This is a genomic window from Pseudomonas sp. 2957 (assembly GCF_031456345.1).
GTDB classification, from domain to species: Bacteria; Pseudomonadota; Gammaproteobacteria; order Pseudomonadales; family Pseudomonadaceae; genus Aquipseudomonas; species Aquipseudomonas siliginis.
The window spans coordinates 1-20,855 of sequence record NZ_JAVDUL010000003.1 but is presented as its reverse complement, the minus strand read 5'-3'; the positions used below and the strand labels follow the sequence as shown (position 1 = coordinate 20,855).

Here is a 20,855-nt window from a genome sequence, read left to right as displayed (position 1 = left end):
CCAACTGCCTAATCCGCTTTTTTCCTGTGGGATTCACCATGCACGTACTGGTTTGCGAAGACGACGAGCTGATTGCCAGCGGCATCGTTGCCGGGCTCACGGCTCAGGGTCTGACCGTCGAGCACGTCAACACCGCGTCCAAGGCGCGGGCGATGCTCAAGGTCGCCGAATTCGATGTGATGGTGCTCGATCTCGGCCTGCCGGACGAAGATGGCCTCAAGTTGCTGCAACAGTTGCGGCAGAGCGGCCTGGAAATTCCGGTTCTCATCCTAACTGCCCGTGACTCGGTGACCGATCGTGTCGATGGTCTGCAGGCCGGCGCCGACGACTATCTGCTCAAGCCTTTCGACCTGCGCGAACTGTTCGCTCGCCTGCAAACCCTGTTGCGCCGCGTGGCCGGGCGCAGTGTCAATCTGATTGAGCACGGCGCGCTGACCTACGACCCGAGCAGCCGCGAAACCCGTCTGGCCGGGCAACCGGTGGACCTCTCGCGCCGTGAGCAGTCGCTGTTGCAGGCGCTGCTGCACAATCGCGGCCGGGTGCTGTCCACCGAGCAACTGAAGGACAGCGTCTACGGCTTTAACGACGAACTGGAAAGCAACGCGCTGAACGTGCATATCCATCATCTGCGCAGCAAGCTTGGCAAAGGCATCGTTGAAACCGTGCGCGGTCTGGGCTATCGCCTCGGGCCTGCCGATGGCGCAGAGCAAGGCAAATGATGAGTCTGCGACTGCGCCTGAGCCTGACGCTTGGCGCGGCGTTCGCGCTGATCTGGGCGTTGGCGGCGGCGTGGATGCTCAGCGATCTGCGCAATCAGATGATGTTTTCCCTCGACCAGCGTCTGGTTGCCTCAGCGCGCATGGTCGCCGGTTTGCTCGAGCAATTGCCGACGCTGCCAAGCAAGGGCGAGGGCACCCACTTCAGTGCTGAACAGTTGAACATTCCCGGCGGCATGGCCTGTCAGGTCAGCTCATTGCGCGGCGAGATACTCGCGCGAAGCCATAACAACCCCGAGCAAGCGCTGGAAGCCGAGAAAATGGGCTTCCACGATCAGATGATCGACGGCGCACCGTGGCGCAGCTTCACCCTGGCCCGCGGCGATGTGCGCATCACTACGGCGGATCGGCAGATCGAGCGCGAAGCTTTGAACATGTCGATTCTGCTCGCTGCTTCGGTGCCGGTCGGTGTGGCCTTGCTGGGTTGCCTGTGCCTGCTGTGGCTGGGCATCGGTCAGGGCCTGGCGCCGCTCAATCGTCTGCGCGAGGCGCTGATGCGGCGCAATGCCGACTCTCTTGAACCATTGCAGTTGCAGGCGTTTCCCAGCGAATTGAAGCCGTTGCTGGAAACTCAGAATCAGTTGTTTCAACGCATCGGCAAGACCATCGAACGTGAACGTCGTCTGACCGGCGACGCCGCGCATGAACTGCGCAGTCCGCTGACGGCGATCAAGACCCACCTGCAAGTGGCGCGCATGACCGACGGCAGCGCCCGCGATCAGTCGCTCGCGCGCGCCGAGGAGGGCGCCGATCGCTTGCATCGCACCCTTGAGCAATTGCTGTTACTGGCGCGGGTCGAAGGCAGTCTGTCGTTTGATGACGGCTCGCAATGCAGCGCCGAGCAAGTGGCCAGACTGGCGATCCAGGACTCCACTGGCGGTGAACGGCTGCGGATCAAACTGCACGTGCCTGACGATCTGTCCGCCGCGCCTCTGCAAATGCCTGCCGTGCTGGCGATTGCTGCATTGCGCAACCTGCTCGACAACGCCCTGCGCCACACGTCAGAAGATTGTGCGGTCGAGGTTAGCCTGGAGAGCATCGGCAATCGTGTGCGTTTTGTCGTGCGCGACCATGGTCCGGGCATTGCGCCGGATGACTTGCAACATCTGACCCAGCGCTTCTGGCGCAACGGGCAGAGCACCGGTTGCGGGCTGGGGCTGGCGATTGTCCAGGCGATTGTTCAGCGCTGTGATTGTGCGCTGCATTTCGACAGCCGCCCGGACGGCTTGCGGGTCGAACTGACCATGCCGTTGCAAGCCCTCTGATCTCACCTCAGATCCCCTGTGAGAGCGAGCCTGCTCGCGAATGCGGTAAGTCATTCAACATCGACGTTGACTGGCCTGACGCTTTCGCGAGCAGGCTCGCTCCCACAAATGATCACTTTCTTCCACATCAAATGTAACTTCTCGGCGTTCGCAATCCGTCAGGGTTGGGGCTAAGGTCAACCCAGCTTTGACTCAAAGGATTGAGGGAACTGCGCCATGGAAGCACCCGTCTGCGTTCGTTCGGCCACTCTGGCCGACACCGGCATCATCAACCGTATTGTCGAGCGCTCGATCCGTATCGGATGTGCACTCGATCACCGCAACCATCCACTTCTGGTCAGCGACTGGCTCAACCACTCCTCCGCCGATTTCATCAGTAGCCGGCTCGCCGACCCACACTTTTATCTCTGTATCGCTTCGTTCGAAGACAAACCGGTCGGTGTCGGCATGGCCCGGGTCAGTGGCGAAATCCTGCTGTGTTACGTCCAGCCTGAATCCTTTCGTCGCGGCGTCGGCCGGGCGCTGATGCACAATCTCGAGGGCTGGTTGCGCATTCGTGGTGTGCAGCATGTGCACCTCAACAGCACCCGCACCGCCGAGGCGTTCTATCGGCATCTGGGTTACGAACAGGCAGCGCCACCCGGCCTCTCCACCGGCTTGCAAACCGTGCCGCTGCACAAACCTTTGTCCTCACCGGCCTGACAACTCGATCAAGGGTGTAAATCCGCACCGCGCTGAAGCGTTTCCAGAACAGGAAAACCTGCAAGTGCGCCCCGCGACCGGAACGCGCACCTGTCGGTGTGCTGTTCTGGTCACTATCCATAGCGAATTGAGGGGTCGAGAGATGTCAGTCGCCACCAGTCTTATCGAAGCGTCGTCGGCCCGGGTCGCCTCGGCGCCGGCAGAAACGTTATACGAATTCAACGAATCACCGTTACTGGCGCGCCAGAGTCGTCAGGAGTCCAACGCGCGCAGCTATCCTCGGCGTATTCCGCTGGCGCTCAAGCGTGCCAAGGGCCTGTATGTCGAGGATGTCGAAGGGCGTATCTTCATCGACTGCCTGGCTGGGGCCGGCACGTTGGCGCTGGGGCATAACCATCCGGTGGTAATCGAGGCGATCCAGCAAGTGCTCGCCGATGAGTTGCCGCTGCACACCCTCGACCTGACCACGCCGGTCAAGGATCAATTCGTCCAGGACCTGTTCGGACTGCTGCCGACGGAGCTGGCGGCGCAGGCGAAAATCCAGTTCTGCGGCCCGACCGGCACCGACGCCGTGGAAGCCGCGCTGAAACTGGTGCGCACCGCAACCGGGCGCAGCACCGTGCTGTCATTTTCCGGCGGTTATCACGGCATGAGTCAGGGTGCGTTGAGCCTGATGGGCAGCCTGGGGCCGAAAAAACCACTGGGTGCCTTGCTCAGCAATGGCGTGCAGTTCATGCCGTTCCCCTACGACTACCGTTGCCCGTTCGGCCTCGGCGGCGCGGCGGGCGTCAACGCCAATCTGAGCTACCTGGAAAACCTGCTCAACGATCCCGAGGCTGGCGTGCAATTGCCGGCGGCGGTGATCGTCGAAGCGGTGCAGGGCGAGGGCGGCGTGATTCCGGCCGATATCGAGTGGTTGCGTGGCTTGCGCCGAATTACCGAAAGGGCCGGGGTGGCGCTGATCGTTGATGAGATCCAGAGCGGGTTCGCCCGCACCGGCAAGATGTTTGCCTTTGAACATGCGGGCATCGTTCCGGATGTGGTTGTACTGTCCAAAGCCATCGGCGGCAGCCTGCCGCTGGCGGTGGTGGTGTACCGCGACTGGCTCGACACTTGGCAACCGGGCGCCCACGCCGGCACGTTCCGTGGCAATCAGATGGCCATGGCCGCCGGTTCAGCGGTGATGCGTTACCTGGTCGAGCACAAAGTCTGCGAGCACGCCGCTGCCATGGGTGATCGGCTCAGCGAGCATCTGCACATTCTGCAGCGCGACTTCCCGCAACTGGGCGATATCCGTGGGCGTGGCCTGATGCTCGGCGTCGAACTGGTGGACCCGAACGGCGCGCCCGATGCGCTCGGTCATCCGCCGGCATTCGCGCGTCTGGCGCCGCTGGTCCAGCGTGAATGCCTCAAGCGTGGCCTGATTCTGGAACTGGGCGGCCGCCATGGCGCGGTCGTGCGCTTCCTGCCGCCGCTGGTGATCAGCGCAGCGGAAATCGATCGGGTGGCCGAGATCTTCGGACGCGCATTGGCCGCTGCCGCCGCCACGCTGTAAATTTTTCCGCGCGGCGAACGTTCTTTCTACATACCCCGGCTGCATCCGTTGTGCGGCCGACCTTACAACGATGGAGAACCAGCATGACGTCAGTATTCGACCGCGAGGACATCCTCTTTCAGGTCGTGGTCAACCACGAAGAGCAATATTCGATCTGGCCCGATTACAAAGCTGTGCCGGAAGGCTGGCGCACCGTGGGCAAGAGCGGCCTGAAAAAGGAATGCCTGGCCTACATCGAAGAAGTCTGGACCGACATGCGTCCGTTGAGCCTGCGTCAGAAGATGGATGCGCAAGTCGCGGCGCAATAAGCGACCGGGCATAAAAAACCCGCTGGACCAGTGATGGTCAGCGGGTTTTTTCATGTCTGGAGAGTGACGTTGTGGGTGCGGGCCTCTTCGCGAGCAGGCTCGCTCCCACAGGGGATCGCATTTCAACTGTGGGAGCGAGCCTGCTCGCGAAGAACGATTACGCGGACTTACTGAAACTACGCTCCGCTCAACCCCTTGAGCAACAAATCCACATTCCCCTCCAGCTCCGCCAGCGGATCCGCCGCATCGGTACTCAACACCACCAGGCGGCTGCCGGATTCGGCAATCGCCGCTTTCACCGGCTCCGCTGGCTGGCGATGGTGCAGCACCACCGCCACGTCATTGTCCTTGAGCGTCGCTGTCAGCTTCTTTAATTCATCTGGCGTCCACTCGGCATCAGGCCGTGCGTCCTGTCCAGCCAGTTCAAGGTTGAGGCTGCCAATCAGATAGCCGAAGTGATCGCTCAGGCTCATCACACTCAGGTTGTCCGCCTCGGCCAGGCGCGCTTCGGTGTCTGCGCTGAGTTTCAGCAGACGCTGTTTCAACGCCGCCAGGTTGGCTTCGATCGCAGGCTTGGCGCTCGGCGCCAGGCGCACGAGGTCCGCGGCCATCACATCGGCCATGCGCCCCATATTGTTGCTCGCCAGCCATGGCTGACTGTTCAGGCCATCAACCAGCAGGCCCGGTTGCACGGCAATGCCGGGCAGCGCGCCGTCGACCGGGCGCGCAGCGTCGACTTCGACGATACGAATATTGCTGCGCCGCGCGATCGGGTACAGCGGATCATCGGCCCACAGTGAGCGCAGACCAATCACCGCGTCCGCGTCAGTGGCCAGTTTGCTCAGCGTCGGAGCGCCACGGCCGGTGAAATACGCAGTCTGACGGCTACCCGGAAGGTTGGCCGGCGCCGCGCGTTCGAGTTTGACGTCGGTACCCTTGAGCAATGCTTCGCCCAATCCATAGGTGATCGGCAACGAGGCCAGGACGCGCAAGGGTTTCGCGCTTTCAGCCGCCAGCAGCGGGGTGCAGACCATGCCACACAGGGCCATGGCCAGAGTCAGGTTACGCAGTGAAAAAGCCATTTATCCAAGATTCCCTTTCAGGCTGGGGACGACGCCGCGCGCGATGGCGGCGAGGGCAAAAGCGATGCCGGCGACCAGAATGATCGCGGCGCCGGACGGGATCGGCAGGTCGAAGACGATCGGCGCGAGAATCCCGCACAGCGTACTGACGGTAGCGATCAGCACCGAACACCAGAAAAAACCTTTGAGCGACTGGCTAAGCAAGCGCGCCGCTGCCGCCGGAATCACCAGCAAGGCACCGACCAGAATCGCGCCAATCACCTTCACGGCGGCGACGGTGATCAGGGTCACCAGAATCACGAACAGGTAATCCAGGGTCTTGACCGCTACGCCACGCACCGCCGCCAGTTGCGGATTGAAACTGGCGAGCATGATGCGGTTGTACAGCGGCAGGGCGAGGGCCATGACCAGCGAACCGACGATCGCCAGCACCGCCAGATCATTGCCGTTGACGGTCAATACCGAACCGAACAACACGTTTTCCAGAATGTGCACGTTGATCTTGCCGGCGAGAATCAGCAGCAGGCTCGCGCCCAGTGCCAGCGACACCGAGAGAAACACGCCGATCAGCGTATCCGGCGCCAGCCCGGTGCGGTTGCGCAGGTAATTGAGCAGGATGCCGAACAGCAGGCAGTAGCCGAACAGGCTGCCGTACGGGCCGGTGTAGGGTTCGCCGAGCAGAATGCCGATGGCGACACCGGTCAACGCGGCATGGCCGACTGCTTCGGAAAAGAATGCAAAGCGCTTGACCACCACCAGCGTGCCGAGCCCGCCCAGCACCGGGCCGATCAGCAGGCCGGCGAGCAGGGCGTTGACGACAAAACCGTAGGCCAGCGCTTCCGGCAGATAACCGGAAGACGCCCAGCCTTGGACCATCAAACGAAAGGCTTCGTAACTCATCAGACCGCGCTCCGTGGATGGGTGGAAAACAGCGTCAGCAGACGCTCCGGAGTCAGTGCCTGTTGCGGTGTGGCATCGAACAGCACGCGGCGGTTGAGACCGGTGACCCGATCGGCCAGCCGACCCACCGCTTCCAGATCATGTTCGATCCACAACACGGTGATGCCCGCCGCGCGCCAGTCAGTCAGCAGACGTTCGAACACCTGAATCCCGGCCTCATCAAGGGCCGACATCGGCTCGTCGAGCACCAGCAGTTGCGGCGCCGGGATCAAGCCCTGCGCGAGCAGTACCCGCTGCCGCTCACCACCGGACAGCGCGCCCATGCGCCGCTTGCGCTTGTCCTGCATGCCGACCCGTGCCAGCGCCTCGCCGATGGCGCCGGCATAGTGTTTGCTCAAGCCGAGAAAGGCCGGACGGCGCTGACACATGGCGGCCATGAAATCGTCGACGGTCATCGGCAAGCCGCGATCGAACTCCAGCGCCTGCGGGACGTAACCAATGATGCCGGGCTCGCCGGGCCAGTGCAGGCTGAGCTGGCCCTGATGCGGCATCTGCCCGAGCAGGGTCTTGATCAGCGAACTTTTACCACCGCCATTGGGGCCGACCAGCGCATGCACGCTGCCGGGCTGCACCTGGAAGCTGACCTTGTCGAGAATCGTCGTGCGGCCCAAGGTCAGGCTGATATCCGCAAACTCCAGCGTCGGCCCGGTTATCCCCTGTGGGAGCGAGCCTGCTCGCGAATGCGGTGTGTCATTCAACGAAGATGTTGCCTGATCCGGCGCCTTCGCGAGCAGGCTCGCTCCCACCGGGTTATTGGTGTTGTCAGGGATCAGGGTTTCTTTCGACGTCATGCCCCTGACTCCTGAATCGCCCGAACCACGGTGTTGAGGTTGCCGGTCATTTCCTTTTCGTACTTGTCGGCGGTGTATTCGCCGTAGGAAATGTGCGACAGCGGGTACAGCTTCACCCCGGATTCGCGCTGGATGGTGTCGACGTAGCTGGATGGGAAATCCATCTCCGAGAAGATCACTTTGACGTCGAGTTCACGCAACTGGTCGATGGTCTTTTTCAGCTGACTCGGGCTTGGCTCGATGCCGTGGGCGGGCTCGACCACGGCCGTCACTTCCAGACCGAATTCACGCAACAGATAGTCGTAAGCCGCGTGCACCGTGGCCACGCGCAGTTCGGCGTTGGGTGCCTGGGTCAGTTTGGCCAAAGCGTCAGCGCGCATCTGCCGCAGGCGTTTGCCATAGGCACGCGCGTTCTGGGTGTAGGTCTTGGCGTTGTCCGGATCGATCTTGCCCAGCTCGCGGGCGATATTGTTGACCTGGGCGATGGAGGCGCTGATCGACAGGAACGTGTGCGGATTGACCACTTTGCCGGCGCCGCGCGCAGCGACACCGGTGGCCGCCAGCAGCGGCACGTTCTCGTTGGCTTCGATGGTTTTGACATTGGGTGTTTCACTGGCGGCGATCATCCGGTCGGCGAAGTCGTCATGGCCGACGCCATTGAGCACGATCACGTCCAGCCCGCTGATGCGCTTGATGTCTTCAGCTCGAGGCTCGTAGGCGTGCGGATTGAAGCCGGCGGGAATCAGCGGCACTACTTCGGCCTTGTCGCCGACGATGTTGGCGACGTAGCTGTAATACGGATGCAGAGTGATGCCGATACGCAGGCGTTTGCCTTGCTCGGCGCTGGCCAACGGGCTCAACAGGCAGGCGCACAGGCCAAGCAGAAACAGGCGTAACAATGGACGGCGAGGAGATGAAATGGACATGGGCAAGCAGTCTTCTCTCGGATAAAGGCGAGGAATCAATGGCGATGTTCGCGGGTAACCCCGGCATCGAATTGCGCGACGATCTGTTTCCAGCCAGCGGCGGACAGCGCCGCGTCGGACAGATCCTCCGCAGGCGCGAGGTCGGCGCTGCGGTTCAGCCAGATGTCCGGCGCCGCGTTGGCGTCAGTGCCGACACGCATCAAAAACGAACCGGCGACATCAGGCGTCGCACTCCGACCGAAATAGGCACGATCGGCGAACATCTGCCATGCGTGACCGCCACGGCTGACCGAACTGGCATCCTGCGCGAACGGCGCGAAACCTTCTTCGGCCAGCACCTGTGGCGTCGGCAGGGCTTGTTGCTCTTCGCGCAGTAGACGGATTTCGTCGAGGGTCACGCGCAGGTCGGCATAGATGCCTTGCTCAGCGGCGCTGAGATCGCGGCGGGCGTCGTACTGGTTGCTGGCGACCGGCTCCGGTTCATGGGAAACCCCGCGCCACGCCACCACCGAGCCGGCGACCGCGAGGATCAGCAGGCACAACAGCAGCACATTGAGGGTTTCATGACCGGCACCGGCCGGACGTACCACTTGCGTCGTCGGGCTACTCATGGGGCTTCGATATCCGCCTGGTCGATTTCCACCACGTGGCCTGGTCCGGCGTCGAACAGCACATAGAACTCGCTGCCGGGCTTCTTGAACGTCAGCGTCGAGTCATCACCCAATTTGCCCGGCACCAGAATGGTTTCGTCATAGCCGATCACATCGAGGGTCACCCCCGGCGCGCCGCTGCCGTCGGAGAAACCGCCGGTGCATTTGATCTGTTCGGCATCGATGGCTTTGCATTCGCACATCGGGTTGTGCGCCAGGGCGCTGGCGCTGAAACCGGCGCTCAGCAGCAGCGCGGCGCTGGCGATCAAACGGGTATGAAGGGGTGAGCGAGTCATGGTTTGGCTCCTTGTTTGTTCAGCCACGCAACCGTGGCGGGGGAGGCTTGGCTCAGGGGAATCGCGGCTTGGTGCATGCTGCCGTCCCAGCCTTCCATGGTGATCCACAGCTCGGCGTCAGGTTTGGTCTTTGCCGGGATCGGCATCTGCGTGCCCATGCGGTAAGGGGTACCGAAGAAGATCGTGCCGGCGGCACGCAGGCTGCGCGGCTTGCCGATGCGCAGGTAAGTGGCCTTGACCTGTTCGACACAGCTGTCGCAGACGGCGGCAGTGAAATCCTTCATGTAGCCGGCCGGGCCGCTCAGGTGCGGCGCCTCTTCGCGTAACTCGGCCAGACGCAGGCTCCACGGGCCAACCTGAACGGTGCCTATTTCACGCTGGCCCAGGCCGCTGTCGCCGCGAAACAGCGAAGCATCGGCAAAGTATTTCGGCATGAAGCCCAGCGGGATCAGCAACAGCAGAACGTTGATATGGAAGCGCCACTTGTGCCAGAAACGCGACAGGCGCGACGGCGGTGTGATCGAGATGGCTTTGTTCACAGGCTGGCCTCCGAAGGTTCACGGCGCAGCGCCGGTTGGGCGGTGACGCGGTTTTTCTTGTCCTCGCGTTTCAGCGCATTGGCGGTGGCCAACGCGGTGCGCTTGGTCCAGATCAGCAGGCCGCTGAGGATCATCATGCTCAGCAACAGACCGAAGAAGAACCAGATCAACTTGATCCAGATTCCACCGAAGTCACCGGTGTGCAGCGGGCGCATGGATTCGGTGACGAATTCCAGCGAGGACCGATCGGACAGCAAGCGTGAGGAAGCCATTTCGCCGTTGTACGGGTTGAGAGTCGCGGTCTGATACATCAGCGGATACCAGCCACGGCCGCTGACGCTCATGTGCGAGTAGGCATTGCCCGGCAGGTTGACGTAACTGGCCTCCAGCCCCGGAATCTTCTGCTGGGCGATTTCTATTGCGCGATCCAGGCTGATGCGCGGCGGCGGGGTGCCGGCTGCCGAGATCGGCACACTTTCGCGGGACATCGCCGGGATGATCGGCTCGCTGGAAATGGAAATCTGGTTATCGAACAGGATCGCTTTGATCAGGAACCAGATGCCGGTGATGGAAATCACCGCGATGAACCAGATCGACCAGATGCCGCACAGGCGATGGAAGTCGCCCCAGAAGATCCGCGCACCATGGCGTACACGCAGGGTCGGGCGCAAAAAACCTTTCCAGAAGCGCTTGTAGACCACCAGCCCGGTAATCAGCGACACCAGCATCGGCACGCCGAGCAATGACACCAGATACCAGCCCCAGCTGTAGCCGTTGGTGAACGGCACCAGCCACCAGCCGTGCAGGGCGCGGGTGAACGCCTTGAAATCGAAGGCCGGCGCGGTGCCCTGAATGACTCCGGTGTACGGATTGACATAGACCGTCAACGAGCGCCCGTCGGGGTAGCTGACTTCGACGTCGAGGGCAAAGTGCGACTCGTCCGGACGATTGATGCTCTGCACCAGGGTTTGCGGCTCGGCCTGTTTGATCGCGGCGAGGATCTGGTCGTAGCTCAGTCGCGGCGCGTCGTCCGACGGCTGACTGGCGCGCATTTGCGGGTTGGCCAGCCAGACAATCTCCTGGCTGACCACCGCCAGCGTGCCGGTGACACAGACGATCAGCACAAAGAACCAGATCGGCAACGCCAGCCAGCTATGCACCAGGAACCACAGTTTGGAACGGGATTTCTTCGACATGATTGCGCGTCTTGATTGCGGTGGAAGGGGCCGGGCTACGGGCTTCGCAGCACGGAACTCCCCCGGGAGACCGTTCGTGGCTTTTGCCTACGCGAACGGCCTGCATTCCTATAAGACGGATGAGCGAAGAAAATCCCGAAAGCGGATATGAAAGTAAATGTTTCGCAATTACATCGGCAGTGTATTTCTGCCGGTTGATCCGAGGTAAAAAACCTCAACCTTGGTTAAACATCTCCATCGCCCGCTGGCGAATCTGCTCTTCGCTCAGATCCTCTTTATGCGTGGCGAGAAACCACAGATGGCCGAACGGATCTCTGAGCGTGCCGCTGCGATCACCATAAAACTGGTCTTTGACCTCGGAGACGCTTTGCGCCCCGGCATCCAGCGCTTGTTGAAAGGACTGGTCGACATCGGTGACATACAGGTGCAAGCCGATCGACACCGCCTGCTGCGGATTGCTCAACGGCCCCTGATCACAAGGGGTGCCAAGCATGATCGCGCTGTCGCCGATGCGCAGTTCGGCGTGGCCGATATTGCCGTCGGGCATGGTCAGGCGCATGACTTCGCTGGCGTTGAAGGCTTTTTTGTAGAACTCGATGGCCTCGGCAGCCTGTTGGATGCCGAGATACGGGGTAATGCTGTGATACCCCTCGGGAATGGGTTTGACGCTCATGACGTTCTCCCTGTTTTTGTTTTCAACAGATGTGGTTACACCGGACTTACCCGGAGCAATCACTATAGAACCGTCCTTACTGCACAGATTTTCCGCCGACGAGCAGCAATCATCATTCATCGCGAAAGTGCGGGCCTGGGCCTCGGTCACCGAGCATGTCGCCTTTATTGCGTAACGGACACGCTTCCATGGATAGACAGCCGCAGCCGATGCACCCGGTGAGCTGATCGCGCATCAGCGTCAATTGCCTGATTCGTTCGTCGAGCTCGCGCTGCCATTGTTCAGACAGCATTTTCCAGTCCGCCGCCGATGGCGCGCGATCCTGCGGCAGGATCTTCAGCGCTTCGCCGATTTCCGCCAGCGGTATTCCCAGCCGTTGCGCGACTTTGATCAACGCCACCCGGCGCAGGACGGCGCGCGGATAGCGGCGCTGATTGCCGGCATTGCGCTCACTCTTGATCAAACCTTTGGCTTCATAAAAGTGCAGCGCCGTGACCGCGACGCCACTGCGCGCCGAGACCTCCCCAACGGTGAGAGGCTTGTGCACCTGGTCTTTGCTGATCATGCTGAAAATACCCTTGACCTTGACTTAACTAGAGGTTTTACCCTGCAGCTCTTCGGGTCGCAAGGCTCGCTTCAAGATGAGTGGGGGCTTTCCATGAGCAATCGCAGCTTTACCCAATTGATCGAATTCGAAATCGAACCCCGCCAGCAAGCGGCGCTGGTCTCGGCACTGGCGGCGCAGACCGAGGGCCTGGCTCAGCGTCACGACGGGTTTCTCAGCGCCAGCGTGCAAGCCAGCGACGACGGCCGTCGCGTGTTGAGCTTTTTGCAGTGGCAAAGTCGCGAAGCGGGCGAGGCGGCATTTCGCAGTTTCGAACGCGGCGAAGAGGATTTCTGGCAGTTGATCCGTACGCATCGGGCGAAAACCGTGACCTTCAACTCGTTCCAGGTGCACAGCAGCATTGCCCGCAGCCACGACGACGCGCTGCACTGCCGTCTGCCGGTCAGCCAGTATTAGTGCCAACCTGATAGCCACTATTGAGAGCGTTGATTTCTGCGCGAGCGTGCCCGGGCGTAGCCTTTCTCCATCGACCCCACATTGCTCGCCAGGACGCTCCCATGAACCGTTTACTGACTGTTTCGCTGATGCTCGCTGTTTCCGTACTCGCCGGCTGTGCCAGCCACGTTTCGCCAGAGCTGCGCCCCTATACCGCTGAAGAATCCCGCGAGCTGGCGCTGGAAGCGCTGAACCGCAGCGGTTTGTCGTTCGACGAATACCACGCGAAAAAAGCCCAATTGCTCGGCCAGCCGCAGAAAACTTTCGGCTTCGATCAACAGGGTGAGATGAGCGCCGAACGTGCCATACAGCTGCACGGTCGTCCAAGCTGAAAGCAAACTGTACTGCTTGAAGTTTTCCCTAACTGTCCGTGGGTTTGCCGGGCCGTGTGGGATAGGGTCAATAGCTGAATGACCCTGGATGGACTGCCTCGATGAACCTCTCGCTTGATCTGCTGTTGGCCTTTGCCCTGTTTGCCCTTGTCACCTCGATCACACCGGGGCCGAACAACACCATGTTGCTGGCGTCCGGAGTGAATTTCGGTTTCAACCGCACCATTCCACACATGCTCGGCATCAGCTGCGGCTTCTTTCTATTGGTGGTAGCGGTGGGCTTCGGCCTTGGTGCGGTGTTTCAGGCCTACCCGATTCTGTATACGGTGCTGCGGTATGTCGGCGCGGCGTATTTGTTGTATCTGGCGTGGAAGATCGCCCACTCCGGCCCGGTCGGCGACAGTGTCGACGGCGAGGCGAAACCGATCAGTTATCTGGGCGCCGCGGCGTTCCAGTGGGTCAATCCCAAGGCATGGATCATGGCAATCGGTGCCATCAGCACGTACACGCCGATGCAGGGTTATTTCTATAACGTCGTGATCATCGCGGCGGTGTTCGCCATCATCAATCTGCCCAGTGTCGGCCTGTGGGCGGCGTGCGGCACGCTGTTGCGCAATGTGCTGAAAGATCCGCGCTGGTTGCGCGTGTTCAATTGGGGCATGGCGGCGCTGTTGGTGATCTCGCTGTATCCGTTACTTCTGGAAAGCTTTCACTGACGCATTGCTTCAATCGCCGGCCCGATGCCTGTTAAGCTCGGTTTCAGGAGCGTTCCTACGCACTTTTAAATGAAGCCCTACTTCTTTAACGGCATCCGATCAGGTATTGATGACGCTCTCGAACCCATGCACAGCTCACGAGGCTGTGCATTGTCGTTTGCAGATACGAGCCTCCTGATCCCGGAACACGCTCTGCGAGTCCTTTATGAACACACGTCCGTTGTATTTCGATTACGCCGCCACCACCCCGGTGGACGAGCGGGTCATCCAGGTGATGATCGAGTGTCTGGGTTTTCACGGTAACTTTGGTAACCCGGCGTCCAGCTCCCACGCTTTCGGCCAGCAGGCCCGGCAGACGGTCGAGCAGGCGCGTCGGCAAGTAGCCGATCTGGTCGGCGCGCAGCCTGAGCAGATTGTCTGGACCTCCGGTGCCACCGAGTCCAACAACCTCGCCCTCAAAGGCGTCTCCCAGGGCCGTGGCATTTCCGGCGGGCACATCATTACCAGTCAGATCGAACACAAGGCCATTCTCGACACCGCGCGGCAATTGCAGGACTCAGGCATTGCCGTGACCTATCTGGTGCCGGACGCCCAAGGCTTGATCACGCCGCAAGCGGTCAGCAAAGCGATGCGTGATGACACCTTTCTGGTCTCGCTGATGCTGGTCAACAACGAGTTGGGCACGGTCAACGATGTCGAGGCGATTGGCGAGGTGGTGCGCGGTCGGCAGGCGTTGTTTCATGTCGATGCTGCGCAGGGCGCCGGCAAGGTCGCGATCGATCTGAGCCGCTGGCCGGTGGATCTGATGTCGTTTTCCGCACATAAACTCTACGGGCCCAAGGGCATCGGCGCCTTGTATGTCGGCCCGCAGGCGCAGCAACGTTTGCAGGCGCAGATTCACGGTGGTGGTCATGAAGGTGGCCTGCGCTCCGGAACCCTGGCGACTCATCAGATTGCCGGTATGGGCGCCGCATTCGCGCTGGCCGCCGACGCATTCGAGGAAGAGAAAAAATCCATCATCGCTTTGCGCGAACGCTTGCTCGAACGTTTGATGACTCTACCTGGCGTGCGCCTCAATGGCAGTGCCTCGCAACGTATTCCGCACACCCTGAGCCTGACCTTCAGCGAGGGCGAGTTCAACAGCGCCGCATTGAGCCATTCGATCGCGTTTTCCGCGACGTCGGCGTGTAATTCCGCGAGCAACACACCGTCCCACGTGCTGCTCGCGCTCGGACACGATGCGCGGCTGGCGGGGCGCACCATTCGCTTGAGCCTCGGGCGGTTTACCACCGTCGAGGATGTCGACAAGGCCGTCGAACTGATCACTACCGCCTGCGCCAGTGCCCCGGCATTCTGGGCGACAGGGCTTTAAACAGCCGACGCTTTCCATGGCCGCGAAGGCTACGAACAATAACGATGACGCGATTAGCAGGAGACATGATGAGTTCCCACACCTTGACCGAAGGATCGGTGCCTCAGCGCTTGGCGCATACCCGTGAACTGATGCGCCGCGAAGGCATCCATGCGCTGCTGGTGCCGTCCGCCGACCCGCATCTTTCGGAATACCTGCCGGGTTACTGGCAGGGCCGGCAATGGCTGTCGGGTTTCCACGGTTCGGTCGGTACGCTGATCGTCACTGCGGATTTCGCCGGTGTGTGGGCCGACAGTCGTTACTGGGAACAGGCGACGAAAGAGCTCAACGGCAGCGGCATCGAACTGGTCAAGCTGCAACCGGGGCAACCGAGCCCGCTGGACTGGCTGGCGGAGCAAACCCCCGAGGGCGGCGTGGTTGCGGTCGACGGCGCGGTAATGGCGGTGGCTTCGGCGCGCACACTGAGCAGCAAGCTCGAGGCACGCGGCGCTCGCCTGCGCACCGATATCGACCTGTTGCAGGAAGTCTGGCGTGATCGCCCGAGCCTGCCGAACGCGCCGATCTATCAGCATCTGCCGCCGCAAGCGACCGTCAGCCGTGGCGAGAAACTGGCGAAATTGCGCGAAACCTTGCAAGAACGTGGTGCCGACTGGCACTTCATCGCCACCCTGGATGACATCGCCTGGCTGTTCAACCTGCGTGGCGGTGATGTTTCGTTCAATCCGGTGTTTGTTTCGTTCGCCTTGATCAATCAGCAACAGGCCACGCTGTTCGTGGCGCTGAGCAAGGTCGATGCCGATCTGCGCGCGGTACTGGAGCAGGATGGCGTGACGCTGCGTGACTACAGCGAAGTGGCCGATGCGTTGCGGTCTGTGCCGAGTGGCGCGAGCCTTCTGGTCGATCCGGCGCGAGTGACCACGGGGTTGCTGGATAACCTCGACAGTGGTGTGAAACTGGTCGAGGGCCTCAACCCGACTACGTTGGCCAAATCGCAGAAAAGCGAAGCCGACGCTCAACACATCCGTAAAGCGATGGAGCAGGATGGCGCGGCGTTGTGCGAATTCTTTGCCTGGCTGGAATCGGCGTGGGGGCGCGAGCGCATCACCGAACTGACCATCGACGAGAAACTTACCGCTGCCCGTGAACGTCGTCCCGATTACGTTTCGCTGAGCTTCAACACGATTGCCGCGTTCAACGCCAATGGCGCGATGCCGCACTATCACGCTACCGAAGAGGAGCATGCGCTGATCGAGGGTGACGGTCTGTTGCTCATCGATTCCGGTGGCCAATACCTCGGCGGTACCACTGACATCACGCGGATGGTCCCGGTGGGCACGCCGACGCAAGAGCAGAAACAGGATTGCACGCGCGTGTTGAAAGGCGTGATTGCCTTGTCGCGGGCACGTTTCCCGAAAGGCATTCTGTCGCCGCTGCTCGACGCCATCGCTCGTGCGCCGATCTGGGCTGACAACGTCGACTACGGTCACGGCACCGGTCATGGCGTGGGCTATTTCCTCAACGTTCACGAAGGTCCGCAAGTGATCGCTTATCAGGCGGCACCGGCGCCACAAACGGCAATGCAGCCGGGGATGATCACCTCGATCGAACCCGGCACTTATCGCCCGGGCCGCTGGGGTGTGCGCATCGAAAACCTGGCGATGAACCGTGAGGCCGGCAGCAGCGAATTCGGCGACTTCCTCAAGTTCGAAACCCTGACGCTGTGCCCGATCGATACCCGCTGCCTGATTGCTGACCTGCTGACCCACGAAGAAAAACAGTGGCTGAACGACTACCACCGCGAAGTGCGTGAGCGACTCAGTCCATTGCTGGATGGCGGGGCGTTGAGCTGGTTGAACGAGCGCACTGTGGCCATTTGATCGATTTACCCAAGGCGCCGCTCGCGGTGCCTTGGGGCTCGGCTTCAATCCTGGCGCAATGCCTCTTCCACGAAGTCGAGTCGATCCTGACCGAAGAACAACTGATCGCCGATAAACATGCTGGGGGCACCGAAAACGCCGCGCTTGATCGCGGCTTCGGTGTTTTCCTTGAGTGCGGCTTTTACTGATTCATCGTTGGTCAGCGCGATTATCTCTTGGGGGTCGAAGCCGTTTTCAGTCAGCACGGCGGCAACGGTTTGCGGATCGTTCAGGTTACGGCCTTCTACCCAAAGCGCCCTGAACAGGCAATCGACGAACTCCGCGAAACGCTGCGGCTGGTTTAACTGCATGCCATTGGCGGCACGCATCAACGTCAGCGTGTTGATTGGAAAGTGCGGATTGAATCTGAGCTGTACGCCGTAGCGTTTGGCGAAGCGATCGAGGTCCTGAAACATGTAGCGGCCCTTGGCCGGAATCATTGCCGGCGAAGCGTTGCCGGTGGCTTTGAACACGCCACCCAACAGCATCGGGATGTAGATCAGTTCGCTCTGGGTATCGGCGCAGATTTTCGCTAGCTGAGTGTGCGCCAGATAGGTGGCGGGGCTGCCGAGGTCGAAATAGAATTCCACGGTTTTCGTCATGATCAAATTGCGCTCTTATTGTTGTAATGAGGGAGGAGGGCTTACCAGCGTTCGTTCCAAGGACGCAGGTCCAGCTCAAAAGTCCAGGCATCCCGTGGCTGACTGTGCAGATACCAATAGTTTTCAGCGATGTGCTCTGGATCGAGAATGCCGTCCTGATCCTTGGTCGCGTATTTCTCGGGAAAGCTGTTGCGGATGAAGTCGGTATCAATCGCACCATCAACCACGACGTGGGCGACATGAATGTTCATCGGCCCCAACTCTCTCGCCATGCTTTGCGCCAGTGCGCGGATGCCATGTTTGGCTCCAGCGAAAGCGGCAAATCCAGAAGCGCCGCGCAGCCCGGCCGTGGCACCAGTGAACAGAATCGTACCGCGCTGCCGAGTGACCATGCGCTTGGCCACTTCACGGGCATTGAGAAAACCGGAGAAGCAGGCCATCTCCCAGATCTTGAAATATTTGCGCGCGGTTTCTTCGAGAATGCTGCAGGGCACGTTGGCGCCGATGTTGAAAACAAAGGCTTCGATCGGGCCGACGCGGGTTTCGATGTCTTCGATCAAGGCGATGACGTCTTCTTCCTTGCGCGCATCGCAGGCAAAACCATGAGCCTCACCGCCCTCAGCGATGATTGCGTCAACCAGTGGCTGCAGCTTGTCGGCGCTGCGACGGGTTACGCAGGCAATGAACCCTTCACTGGCAAAGCGCTTGGCGATGGCCCCACCCGTGGCATCGCCGGCACCGACAACCAACACGACCTTGTTGTTATTCATGGATGAATCCCTTTTGGTTAACGATCGTTTAGTTAACGAACGTTATGCTAGGATCCGGGCAGCGTCAAGGCGATCTATTTTCAGGAGAGGACATGCGTTATTCGGCCGGACACAAATCGGAAACCCGCGAACGATTGCTGCAAAGCAGCGCGCTGTCGGCGAAGAAATCGGGGTTTTCCACGGTGGGCGTGGATGGCCTGATGAAAGCCATCGGTTTGAGTGGCGCCGCGTTCTACAGCCACTTTTCATCCAAGGATGCGTTGTTCGCTGCCATCGTCGAGCGAGAGTTGAGTGAAAGTCTTGAGCGCCTTGGTGGCCAGGGCGGTGCAGATCGGCAGCGGCTGGAGCGTTGTCTGAAGAAGTACCTGAGCATGGCCCACGTCGAGCAACCAGAGTCCGGTTGCGCGCTGCCGACATTGGGCGCAGAGGTTGCCCGTGCCGATATGCAGGTGCGTGAGCAGGCTGAACAGTGGATCTGCCGTCTTCAGCAGGGCTGGGCTGAGATACTGGAAAGCGAGAGTCTGGCCTGGTCGGTGCTGTCGCAATGTGTGGGTGCATTGGTGGTCGCGCGAATGCTGGCAACACCGGACGTGCAGCGAACGGTGTTGCGCTCGAGTCATGAGCAAATCACTCGTCAGCTCGCTTTGCCACGAGCCGAGTAGTTATTTGCAGATGACGATCATGCTGCGGCTGGTATAACCGGCGGGGTTCAGGCCGAACGGATAATCGCCAGGTTCCTCGACGGCATCCCCGGATTTGGCGATCACCTTGTAACCCTTGGGAGCGCAGGAGTTGGCTGCGCTGCTGTAGCACTTGTCCCATGAGGATGAAAGACCGGAACAGTTGATGTGCAGTCCCTTCTTGCCGCGTTTGACCTGGGTTTCCGAGGTCGCTGCGCAACTCGCGATCGCCAGTAGGGCGATCATTAGCAAAATTCGTTTCATTACCATCCTTAATAGCGGCCGCGAGTCTGGTGCTCGGGTCTGCCTGTATTCGCTCGCGTTTGCAGCGTGGTGCCGTCCTTTGCGAAAAAATCCATGCCTGGCGATGGGTTACGCAGCTAAACATGGCCTAAATGAGCGCCAATTACCAGAGCCACTTTCGCTACGCTTCAGTCAGCCGCGACAGCAGGCTTTGCTCCGCTACCCATGGTCATGGTTGCGCCCACTGAAGCCAGAATAATGCACAGGATGGCCAGCCATTGTGACAATGAAAGGTATTCCTGGAGAAAAAGCAGACCTGACAGCGCGCCGAAGGCCGGCTCGATACTCATGAGCGTGCCGAAGGTGCGCGCGGGCATACGCGTCAGCGCGACCATCTCCAGGGTATAGGGCAGGGCGGTCGACAGAATGGCAACGCCGATAGCGACTGGAATCAACGATGGTGTAAGCAGCGCAGCACCGGCATGAACGATTCCGATCGGTGCCACGAACAGCGCGGCGATCATTACGCCGAGGGCTGCCGTCGTCACCCCGTTGTCGGCGCCGGCCTTTTGCCCGAACAAAATGTACAGCGCCCAGCAGACCCCGGCGCCCAGCGCATAGCCCGCTCCGACGAGGTCAATGCCAGCAGTGGTTGCCCCAGTAGGTATTAATAGGAGCAAACCGACTGCAGCGAGCGCGATCCAGACAAAATCGATGGCGCGGCGGGAGGCATATATAGCTACCGCCAATGGGCCGGTGAATTCCAGCGCAACGGCGATGCCCAGCGGCACTGTGCGCAGCGACATATAAAAGAGGAAGTTCATTCCTCCCAGTGCCATCCCATAGACGATGACGGTACGAAGGGATTTGGCGGTCAACTTTGCGCGCCATGGGCGGAGCAACAGCAGCATGATGACGCTGGCAAAGATCAGGCGCAGCGTGGTTGTTCCTTGTGCGCCGATAATGGGGAACATGCTTTTGGCCAGAGAAGCGCCCGACTGGATGGACGCCATGGCTATCATGAGCAGGCAAACCGGAAACAATGTGGAAGCAAGGGAGCGAGGTTGATCATTCATTGCGCGGCAGCATCCAAGGCAAAAACACAGTATTGTTGTGGTAGTGGGCAATATACTGCGCATTGGATGGGGTCGCGTCTATATATAGAAAGCGTTTTTGCTGATTTGAAAGAAAAGCGAAATTAACGGTTGACGGCAGATTCCAGAGGTCTATAATTCGCCCCACTTCCGGCGCAGTCGAAACGGAAAACTCCTTGAGATTCAAAGAGTTACGCGGTTTTCGACAGCGGCTTGCTTCAGATTATCGAAGCCTGGAAGGAGTTGAAAGAGCGGTGATGTGTAGCTCTTTTAACGGTTCGATCTTCTCGGTCGAAAGCGGAGAAAAAGAGGTGTTGACAGCAGCGATTAACGCTGTAGAATTCGCCTCCC

25 protein-coding genes are annotated in these 20,855 nt (G+C 60.4%); 11 read left to right on the top strand and 14 right to left on the bottom strand.

All coding sequences use genetic code 11. From position 1 onward, the window contains the following. Positions 1-38 precede the first annotated feature (38 nt). The 5 genes from J2Y39_RS10565 to J2Y39_RS10540 all read left to right on the top strand — a co-directional run bounded on the left by J2Y39_RS10565 (position 39) and on the right by J2Y39_RS10540 (position 4,606). The gene (locus J2Y39_RS10565; protein ID WP_039759813.1) at positions 39-719 is read left to right on the top strand and encodes a response regulator; all 681 of its coding nucleotides are present in this window, start codon (positions 39-41) and stop codon (positions 717-719) included. After that, on the top strand, positions 716-2,041 hold the full coding sequence (locus tag J2Y39_RS10560) for an ATP-binding protein (protein WP_310217395.1): 1,326 nt from the start codon (positions 716-718) through the stop codon (positions 2,039-2,041). The genes J2Y39_RS10565 and J2Y39_RS10560 overlap by 4 nt, the downstream gene beginning before the upstream one ends. A 216-nt stretch (positions 2,042-2,257) precedes the next feature. After that, a complete protein-coding gene (locus J2Y39_RS10550; protein ID WP_310217392.1) occupies positions 2,258-2,743 on the top strand; it encodes a GNAT family N-acetyltransferase in 486 nt (161 codons plus the stop codon). 142 nt (positions 2,744-2,885) lie between these two features. Next, positions 2,886-4,298 (top strand): aspartate aminotransferase family protein, encoded by a 1,413-nt coding sequence (locus J2Y39_RS10545; RefSeq protein WP_310217387.1) that lies wholly within the window; start codon positions 2,886-2,888, stop codon positions 4,296-4,298. An 83-nt stretch (positions 4,299-4,381) separates the two neighbouring features. Continuing rightward, a complete protein-coding gene (locus tag J2Y39_RS10540) occupies positions 4,382-4,606 on the top strand; it encodes an MbtH family protein (RefSeq protein WP_041478467.1) in 225 nt (74 codons plus the stop codon). A gap of 176 nt (positions 4,607-4,782) precedes the next feature. Here the strand turns inward: J2Y39_RS10540 and J2Y39_RS10535 are convergent, their stop codons facing one another. The 10 genes from J2Y39_RS10535 to soxR form a co-directional block, all read right to left on the bottom strand. Then, the gene (locus J2Y39_RS10535; protein ID WP_310217385.1) at positions 4,783-5,688 is read right to left on the bottom strand and encodes a metal ABC transporter solute-binding protein, Zn/Mn family; all 906 of its coding nucleotides are present in this window, start codon (positions 5,686-5,688) and stop codon (positions 4,783-4,785) included. Next, positions 5,689-6,588 carry a metal ABC transporter permease gene (locus tag J2Y39_RS10530; RefSeq protein WP_007917717.1) on the bottom strand — a complete coding sequence of 300 codons (900 nt, stop codon included), beginning with the start codon at positions 6,586-6,588 and terminating at the stop codon, positions 5,689-5,691. Next, complete coding sequence (locus tag J2Y39_RS10525) at positions 6,588-7,439, bottom strand: metal ABC transporter ATP-binding protein (protein ID WP_310217383.1); 852 nt, start codon at positions 7,437-7,439, stop codon at positions 6,588-6,590. Before J2Y39_RS10525 ends, J2Y39_RS10530 begins: the two co-directional genes overlap by 1 nt. Beyond that, entirely contained in the window at positions 7,436-8,365 is a 930-nt protein-coding gene (locus J2Y39_RS10520; protein WP_056788579.1) for a metal ABC transporter substrate-binding protein, read from the bottom strand. Before J2Y39_RS10520 ends, J2Y39_RS10525 begins: the two co-directional genes overlap by 4 nt. A gap of 35 nt (positions 8,366-8,400) precedes the next feature. After that, entirely contained in the window at positions 8,401-8,976 is a 576-nt protein-coding gene (locus tag J2Y39_RS10515; protein ID WP_217851603.1) for a DUF6162 family protein, read from the bottom strand. Further along, on the bottom strand, positions 8,973-9,311 hold the full coding sequence (locus J2Y39_RS10510) for a hypothetical protein (RefSeq protein ID WP_252868021.1): 339 nt from the start codon (positions 9,309-9,311) through the stop codon (positions 8,973-8,975). Before J2Y39_RS10510 ends, J2Y39_RS10515 begins: the two co-directional genes overlap by 4 nt. After that, positions 9,308-9,850 carry a thiamine pyrophosphate-binding protein gene (locus J2Y39_RS10505; protein WP_252868020.1) on the bottom strand — a complete coding sequence of 181 codons (543 nt, stop codon included), beginning with the start codon at positions 9,848-9,850 and terminating at the stop codon, positions 9,308-9,310. The genes J2Y39_RS10510 and J2Y39_RS10505 overlap by 4 nt, the downstream gene beginning before the upstream one ends. Further along, entirely contained in the window at positions 9,847-11,046 is a 1,200-nt protein-coding gene (locus tag J2Y39_RS10500; RefSeq protein ID WP_016770800.1) for a PepSY domain-containing protein, read from the bottom strand. The genes J2Y39_RS10505 and J2Y39_RS10500 overlap by 4 nt, the downstream gene beginning before the upstream one ends. 214 nt (positions 11,047-11,260) lie before the next feature. After that, entirely contained in the window at positions 11,261-11,719 is a 459-nt protein-coding gene (locus J2Y39_RS10495) for a VOC family protein (protein ID WP_056788589.1), read from the bottom strand. 112 nt (positions 11,720-11,831) lie between these two features. Then, positions 11,832-12,284, bottom strand: a complete 453-nt coding sequence (soxR, locus tag J2Y39_RS10490) for a redox-sensitive transcriptional activator SoxR (RefSeq protein ID WP_150638863.1) — start codon at positions 12,282-12,284, stop codon at positions 11,832-11,834. A 93-nt stretch (positions 12,285-12,377) separates the two neighbouring features. Here soxR and J2Y39_RS10485 point away from each other — a divergent pair, with 93 nt between their 5' ends. The 5 genes from J2Y39_RS10485 to J2Y39_RS10465 all read left to right on the top strand — a co-directional run bounded on the left by J2Y39_RS10485 (position 12,378) and on the right by J2Y39_RS10465 (position 17,076). After that, the gene (locus tag J2Y39_RS10485; protein ID WP_252882423.1) at positions 12,378-12,740 is read left to right on the top strand and encodes an antibiotic biosynthesis monooxygenase; all 363 of its coding nucleotides are present in this window, start codon (positions 12,378-12,380) and stop codon (positions 12,738-12,740) included. 101 nt (positions 12,741-12,841) lie between these two features. Next, positions 12,842-13,111, top strand: a complete 270-nt coding sequence (locus J2Y39_RS10480) for a hypothetical protein (protein WP_056788593.1) — start codon at positions 12,842-12,844, stop codon at positions 13,109-13,111. A gap of 101 nt (positions 13,112-13,212) precedes the next feature. Beyond that, positions 13,213-13,827 carry a LysE family translocator gene (locus J2Y39_RS10475; protein WP_041478477.1) on the top strand — a complete coding sequence of 205 codons (615 nt, stop codon included), beginning with the start codon at positions 13,213-13,215 and terminating at the stop codon, positions 13,825-13,827. Positions 13,828-14,032: 205 nt separating this feature from the next. Next, positions 14,033-15,199, top strand: a complete 1,167-nt coding sequence (locus J2Y39_RS10470; protein WP_310217376.1) for an aminotransferase class V-fold PLP-dependent enzyme — start codon at positions 14,033-14,035, stop codon at positions 15,197-15,199. A 68-nt stretch (positions 15,200-15,267) separates the two neighbouring features. After that, on the top strand, positions 15,268-17,076 hold the full coding sequence (locus tag J2Y39_RS10465) for an aminopeptidase P family protein (protein WP_310217372.1): 1,809 nt from the start codon (positions 15,268-15,270) through the stop codon (positions 17,074-17,076). A 44-nt stretch (positions 17,077-17,120) separates the two neighbouring features. On the opposite strand, the gene J2Y39_RS10460 is transcribed toward J2Y39_RS10465, so the two are convergent. Both J2Y39_RS10460 and J2Y39_RS10455 read right to left on the bottom strand, forming a co-directional pair. Next, on the bottom strand, positions 17,121-17,717 hold the full coding sequence (locus tag J2Y39_RS10460) for a 2-hydroxychromene-2-carboxylate isomerase (RefSeq protein WP_310217369.1): 597 nt from the start codon (positions 17,715-17,717) through the stop codon (positions 17,121-17,123). Positions 17,718-17,758: 41 nt separating this feature from the next. Continuing rightward, on the bottom strand, positions 17,759-18,487 hold the full coding sequence (locus J2Y39_RS10455; RefSeq protein ID WP_252884603.1) for an SDR family oxidoreductase: 729 nt from the start codon (positions 18,485-18,487) through the stop codon (positions 17,759-17,761). A gap of 92 nt (positions 18,488-18,579) precedes the next feature. Here J2Y39_RS10455 and J2Y39_RS10450 point away from each other — a divergent pair, with 92 nt between their 5' ends. After that, positions 18,580-19,149, top strand: a complete 570-nt coding sequence (locus J2Y39_RS10450; protein ID WP_310217366.1) for a TetR/AcrR family transcriptional regulator — start codon at positions 18,580-18,582, stop codon at positions 19,147-19,149. Here J2Y39_RS10450 and J2Y39_RS10445 read toward each other — a convergent pair whose 3' ends face one another. Both J2Y39_RS10445 and rhtA read right to left on the bottom strand, forming a co-directional pair. Next, a complete protein-coding gene (locus J2Y39_RS10445) occupies positions 19,150-19,431 on the bottom strand; it encodes a hypothetical protein (protein ID WP_056788609.1) in 282 nt (93 codons plus the stop codon). A gap of 167 nt (positions 19,432-19,598) precedes the next feature. Beyond that, positions 19,599-20,486, bottom strand: coding sequence for a threonine/homoserine exporter RhtA (gene rhtA, locus J2Y39_RS10440; protein ID WP_252882417.1), 888 nt, complete (start codon positions 20,484-20,486; stop codon positions 19,599-19,601). Positions 20,487-20,855 lie beyond the last annotated feature (369 nt).

What these genes read in the sequence shown, in the direction of transcription:
- J2Y39_RS10535 (WP_310217385.1), bottom strand. Translation starts at nt 5,688, where the DNA reads ATGGCTTTTTCACTGCGTAACCTGACTCTGGCCATGGCCCTGTGTGGC.
- J2Y39_RS10445 (WP_056788609.1), bottom strand. Translation starts at nt 19,431, where the DNA reads ATGAAACGAATTTTGCTAATGATCGCCCTACTGGCGATCGCGAGTTGC.
- rhtA (WP_252882417.1), bottom strand. Translation starts at nt 20,486, where the DNA reads ATGAATGATCAACCTCGCTCCCTTGCTTCCACATTGTTTCCGGTTTGC.
- J2Y39_RS10455 (WP_252884603.1), bottom strand. Translation starts at nt 18,487, where the DNA reads ATGAATAACAACAAGGTCGTGTTGGTTGTCGGTGCCGGCGATGCCACG.
- J2Y39_RS10450 (WP_310217366.1), top strand. Translation starts at nt 18,580, where the DNA reads ATGCGTTATTCGGCCGGACACAAATCGGAAACCCGCGAACGATTGCTG.
- J2Y39_RS10510 (WP_252868021.1), bottom strand. Translation starts at nt 9,311, where the DNA reads ATGACTCGCTCACCCCTTCATACCCGTTTGATCGCCAGCGCCGCGCTG.
- J2Y39_RS10560 (WP_310217395.1), top strand. Translation starts at nt 716, where the DNA reads ATGATGAGTCTGCGACTGCGCCTGAGCCTGACGCTTGGCGCGGCGTTC.
- J2Y39_RS10465 (WP_310217372.1), top strand. Translation starts at nt 15,268, where the DNA reads ATGAGTTCCCACACCTTGACCGAAGGATCGGTGCCTCAGCGCTTGGCG.
- J2Y39_RS10470 (WP_310217376.1), top strand. Translation starts at nt 14,033, where the DNA reads ATGAACACACGTCCGTTGTATTTCGATTACGCCGCCACCACCCCGGTG.
- J2Y39_RS10485 (WP_252882423.1), top strand. Translation starts at nt 12,378, where the DNA reads ATGAGCAATCGCAGCTTTACCCAATTGATCGAATTCGAAATCGAACCC.
- J2Y39_RS10495 (WP_056788589.1), bottom strand. Translation starts at nt 11,719, where the DNA reads ATGAGCGTCAAACCCATTCCCGAGGGGTATCACAGCATTACCCCGTAT.
- J2Y39_RS10500 (WP_016770800.1), bottom strand. Translation starts at nt 11,046, where the DNA reads ATGTCGAAGAAATCCCGTTCCAAACTGTGGTTCCTGGTGCATAGCTGG.
- J2Y39_RS10515 (WP_217851603.1), bottom strand. Translation starts at nt 8,976, where the DNA reads ATGAGTAGCCCGACGACGCAAGTGGTACGTCCGGCCGGTGCCGGTCAT.
- J2Y39_RS10520 (WP_056788579.1), bottom strand. Translation starts at nt 8,365, where the DNA reads ATGTCCATTTCATCTCCTCGCCGTCCATTGTTACGCCTGTTTCTGCTT.
- J2Y39_RS10550 (WP_310217392.1), top strand. Translation starts at nt 2,258, where the DNA reads ATGGAAGCACCCGTCTGCGTTCGTTCGGCCACTCTGGCCGACACCGGC.
- soxR (WP_150638863.1), bottom strand. Translation starts at nt 12,284, where the DNA reads ATGATCAGCAAAGACCAGGTGCACAAGCCTCTCACCGTTGGGGAGGTC.
- J2Y39_RS10525 (WP_310217383.1), bottom strand. Translation starts at nt 7,439, where the DNA reads ATGACGTCGAAAGAAACCCTGATCCCTGACAACACCAATAACCCGGTG.
- J2Y39_RS10565 (WP_039759813.1), top strand. Translation starts at nt 39, where the DNA reads ATGCACGTACTGGTTTGCGAAGACGACGAGCTGATTGCCAGCGGCATC.
- J2Y39_RS10530 (WP_007917717.1), bottom strand. Translation starts at nt 6,588, where the DNA reads ATGAGTTACGAAGCCTTTCGTTTGATGGTCCAAGGCTGGGCGTCTTCC.
- J2Y39_RS10480 (WP_056788593.1), top strand. Translation starts at nt 12,842, where the DNA reads ATGAACCGTTTACTGACTGTTTCGCTGATGCTCGCTGTTTCCGTACTC.
- J2Y39_RS10475 (WP_041478477.1), top strand. Translation starts at nt 13,213, where the DNA reads ATGAACCTCTCGCTTGATCTGCTGTTGGCCTTTGCCCTGTTTGCCCTT.
- J2Y39_RS10545 (WP_310217387.1), top strand. Translation starts at nt 2,886, where the DNA reads ATGTCAGTCGCCACCAGTCTTATCGAAGCGTCGTCGGCCCGGGTCGCC.
- J2Y39_RS10540 (WP_041478467.1), top strand. Translation starts at nt 4,382, where the DNA reads ATGACGTCAGTATTCGACCGCGAGGACATCCTCTTTCAGGTCGTGGTC.
- J2Y39_RS10460 (WP_310217369.1), bottom strand. Translation starts at nt 17,717, where the DNA reads ATGACGAAAACCGTGGAATTCTATTTCGACCTCGGCAGCCCCGCCACC.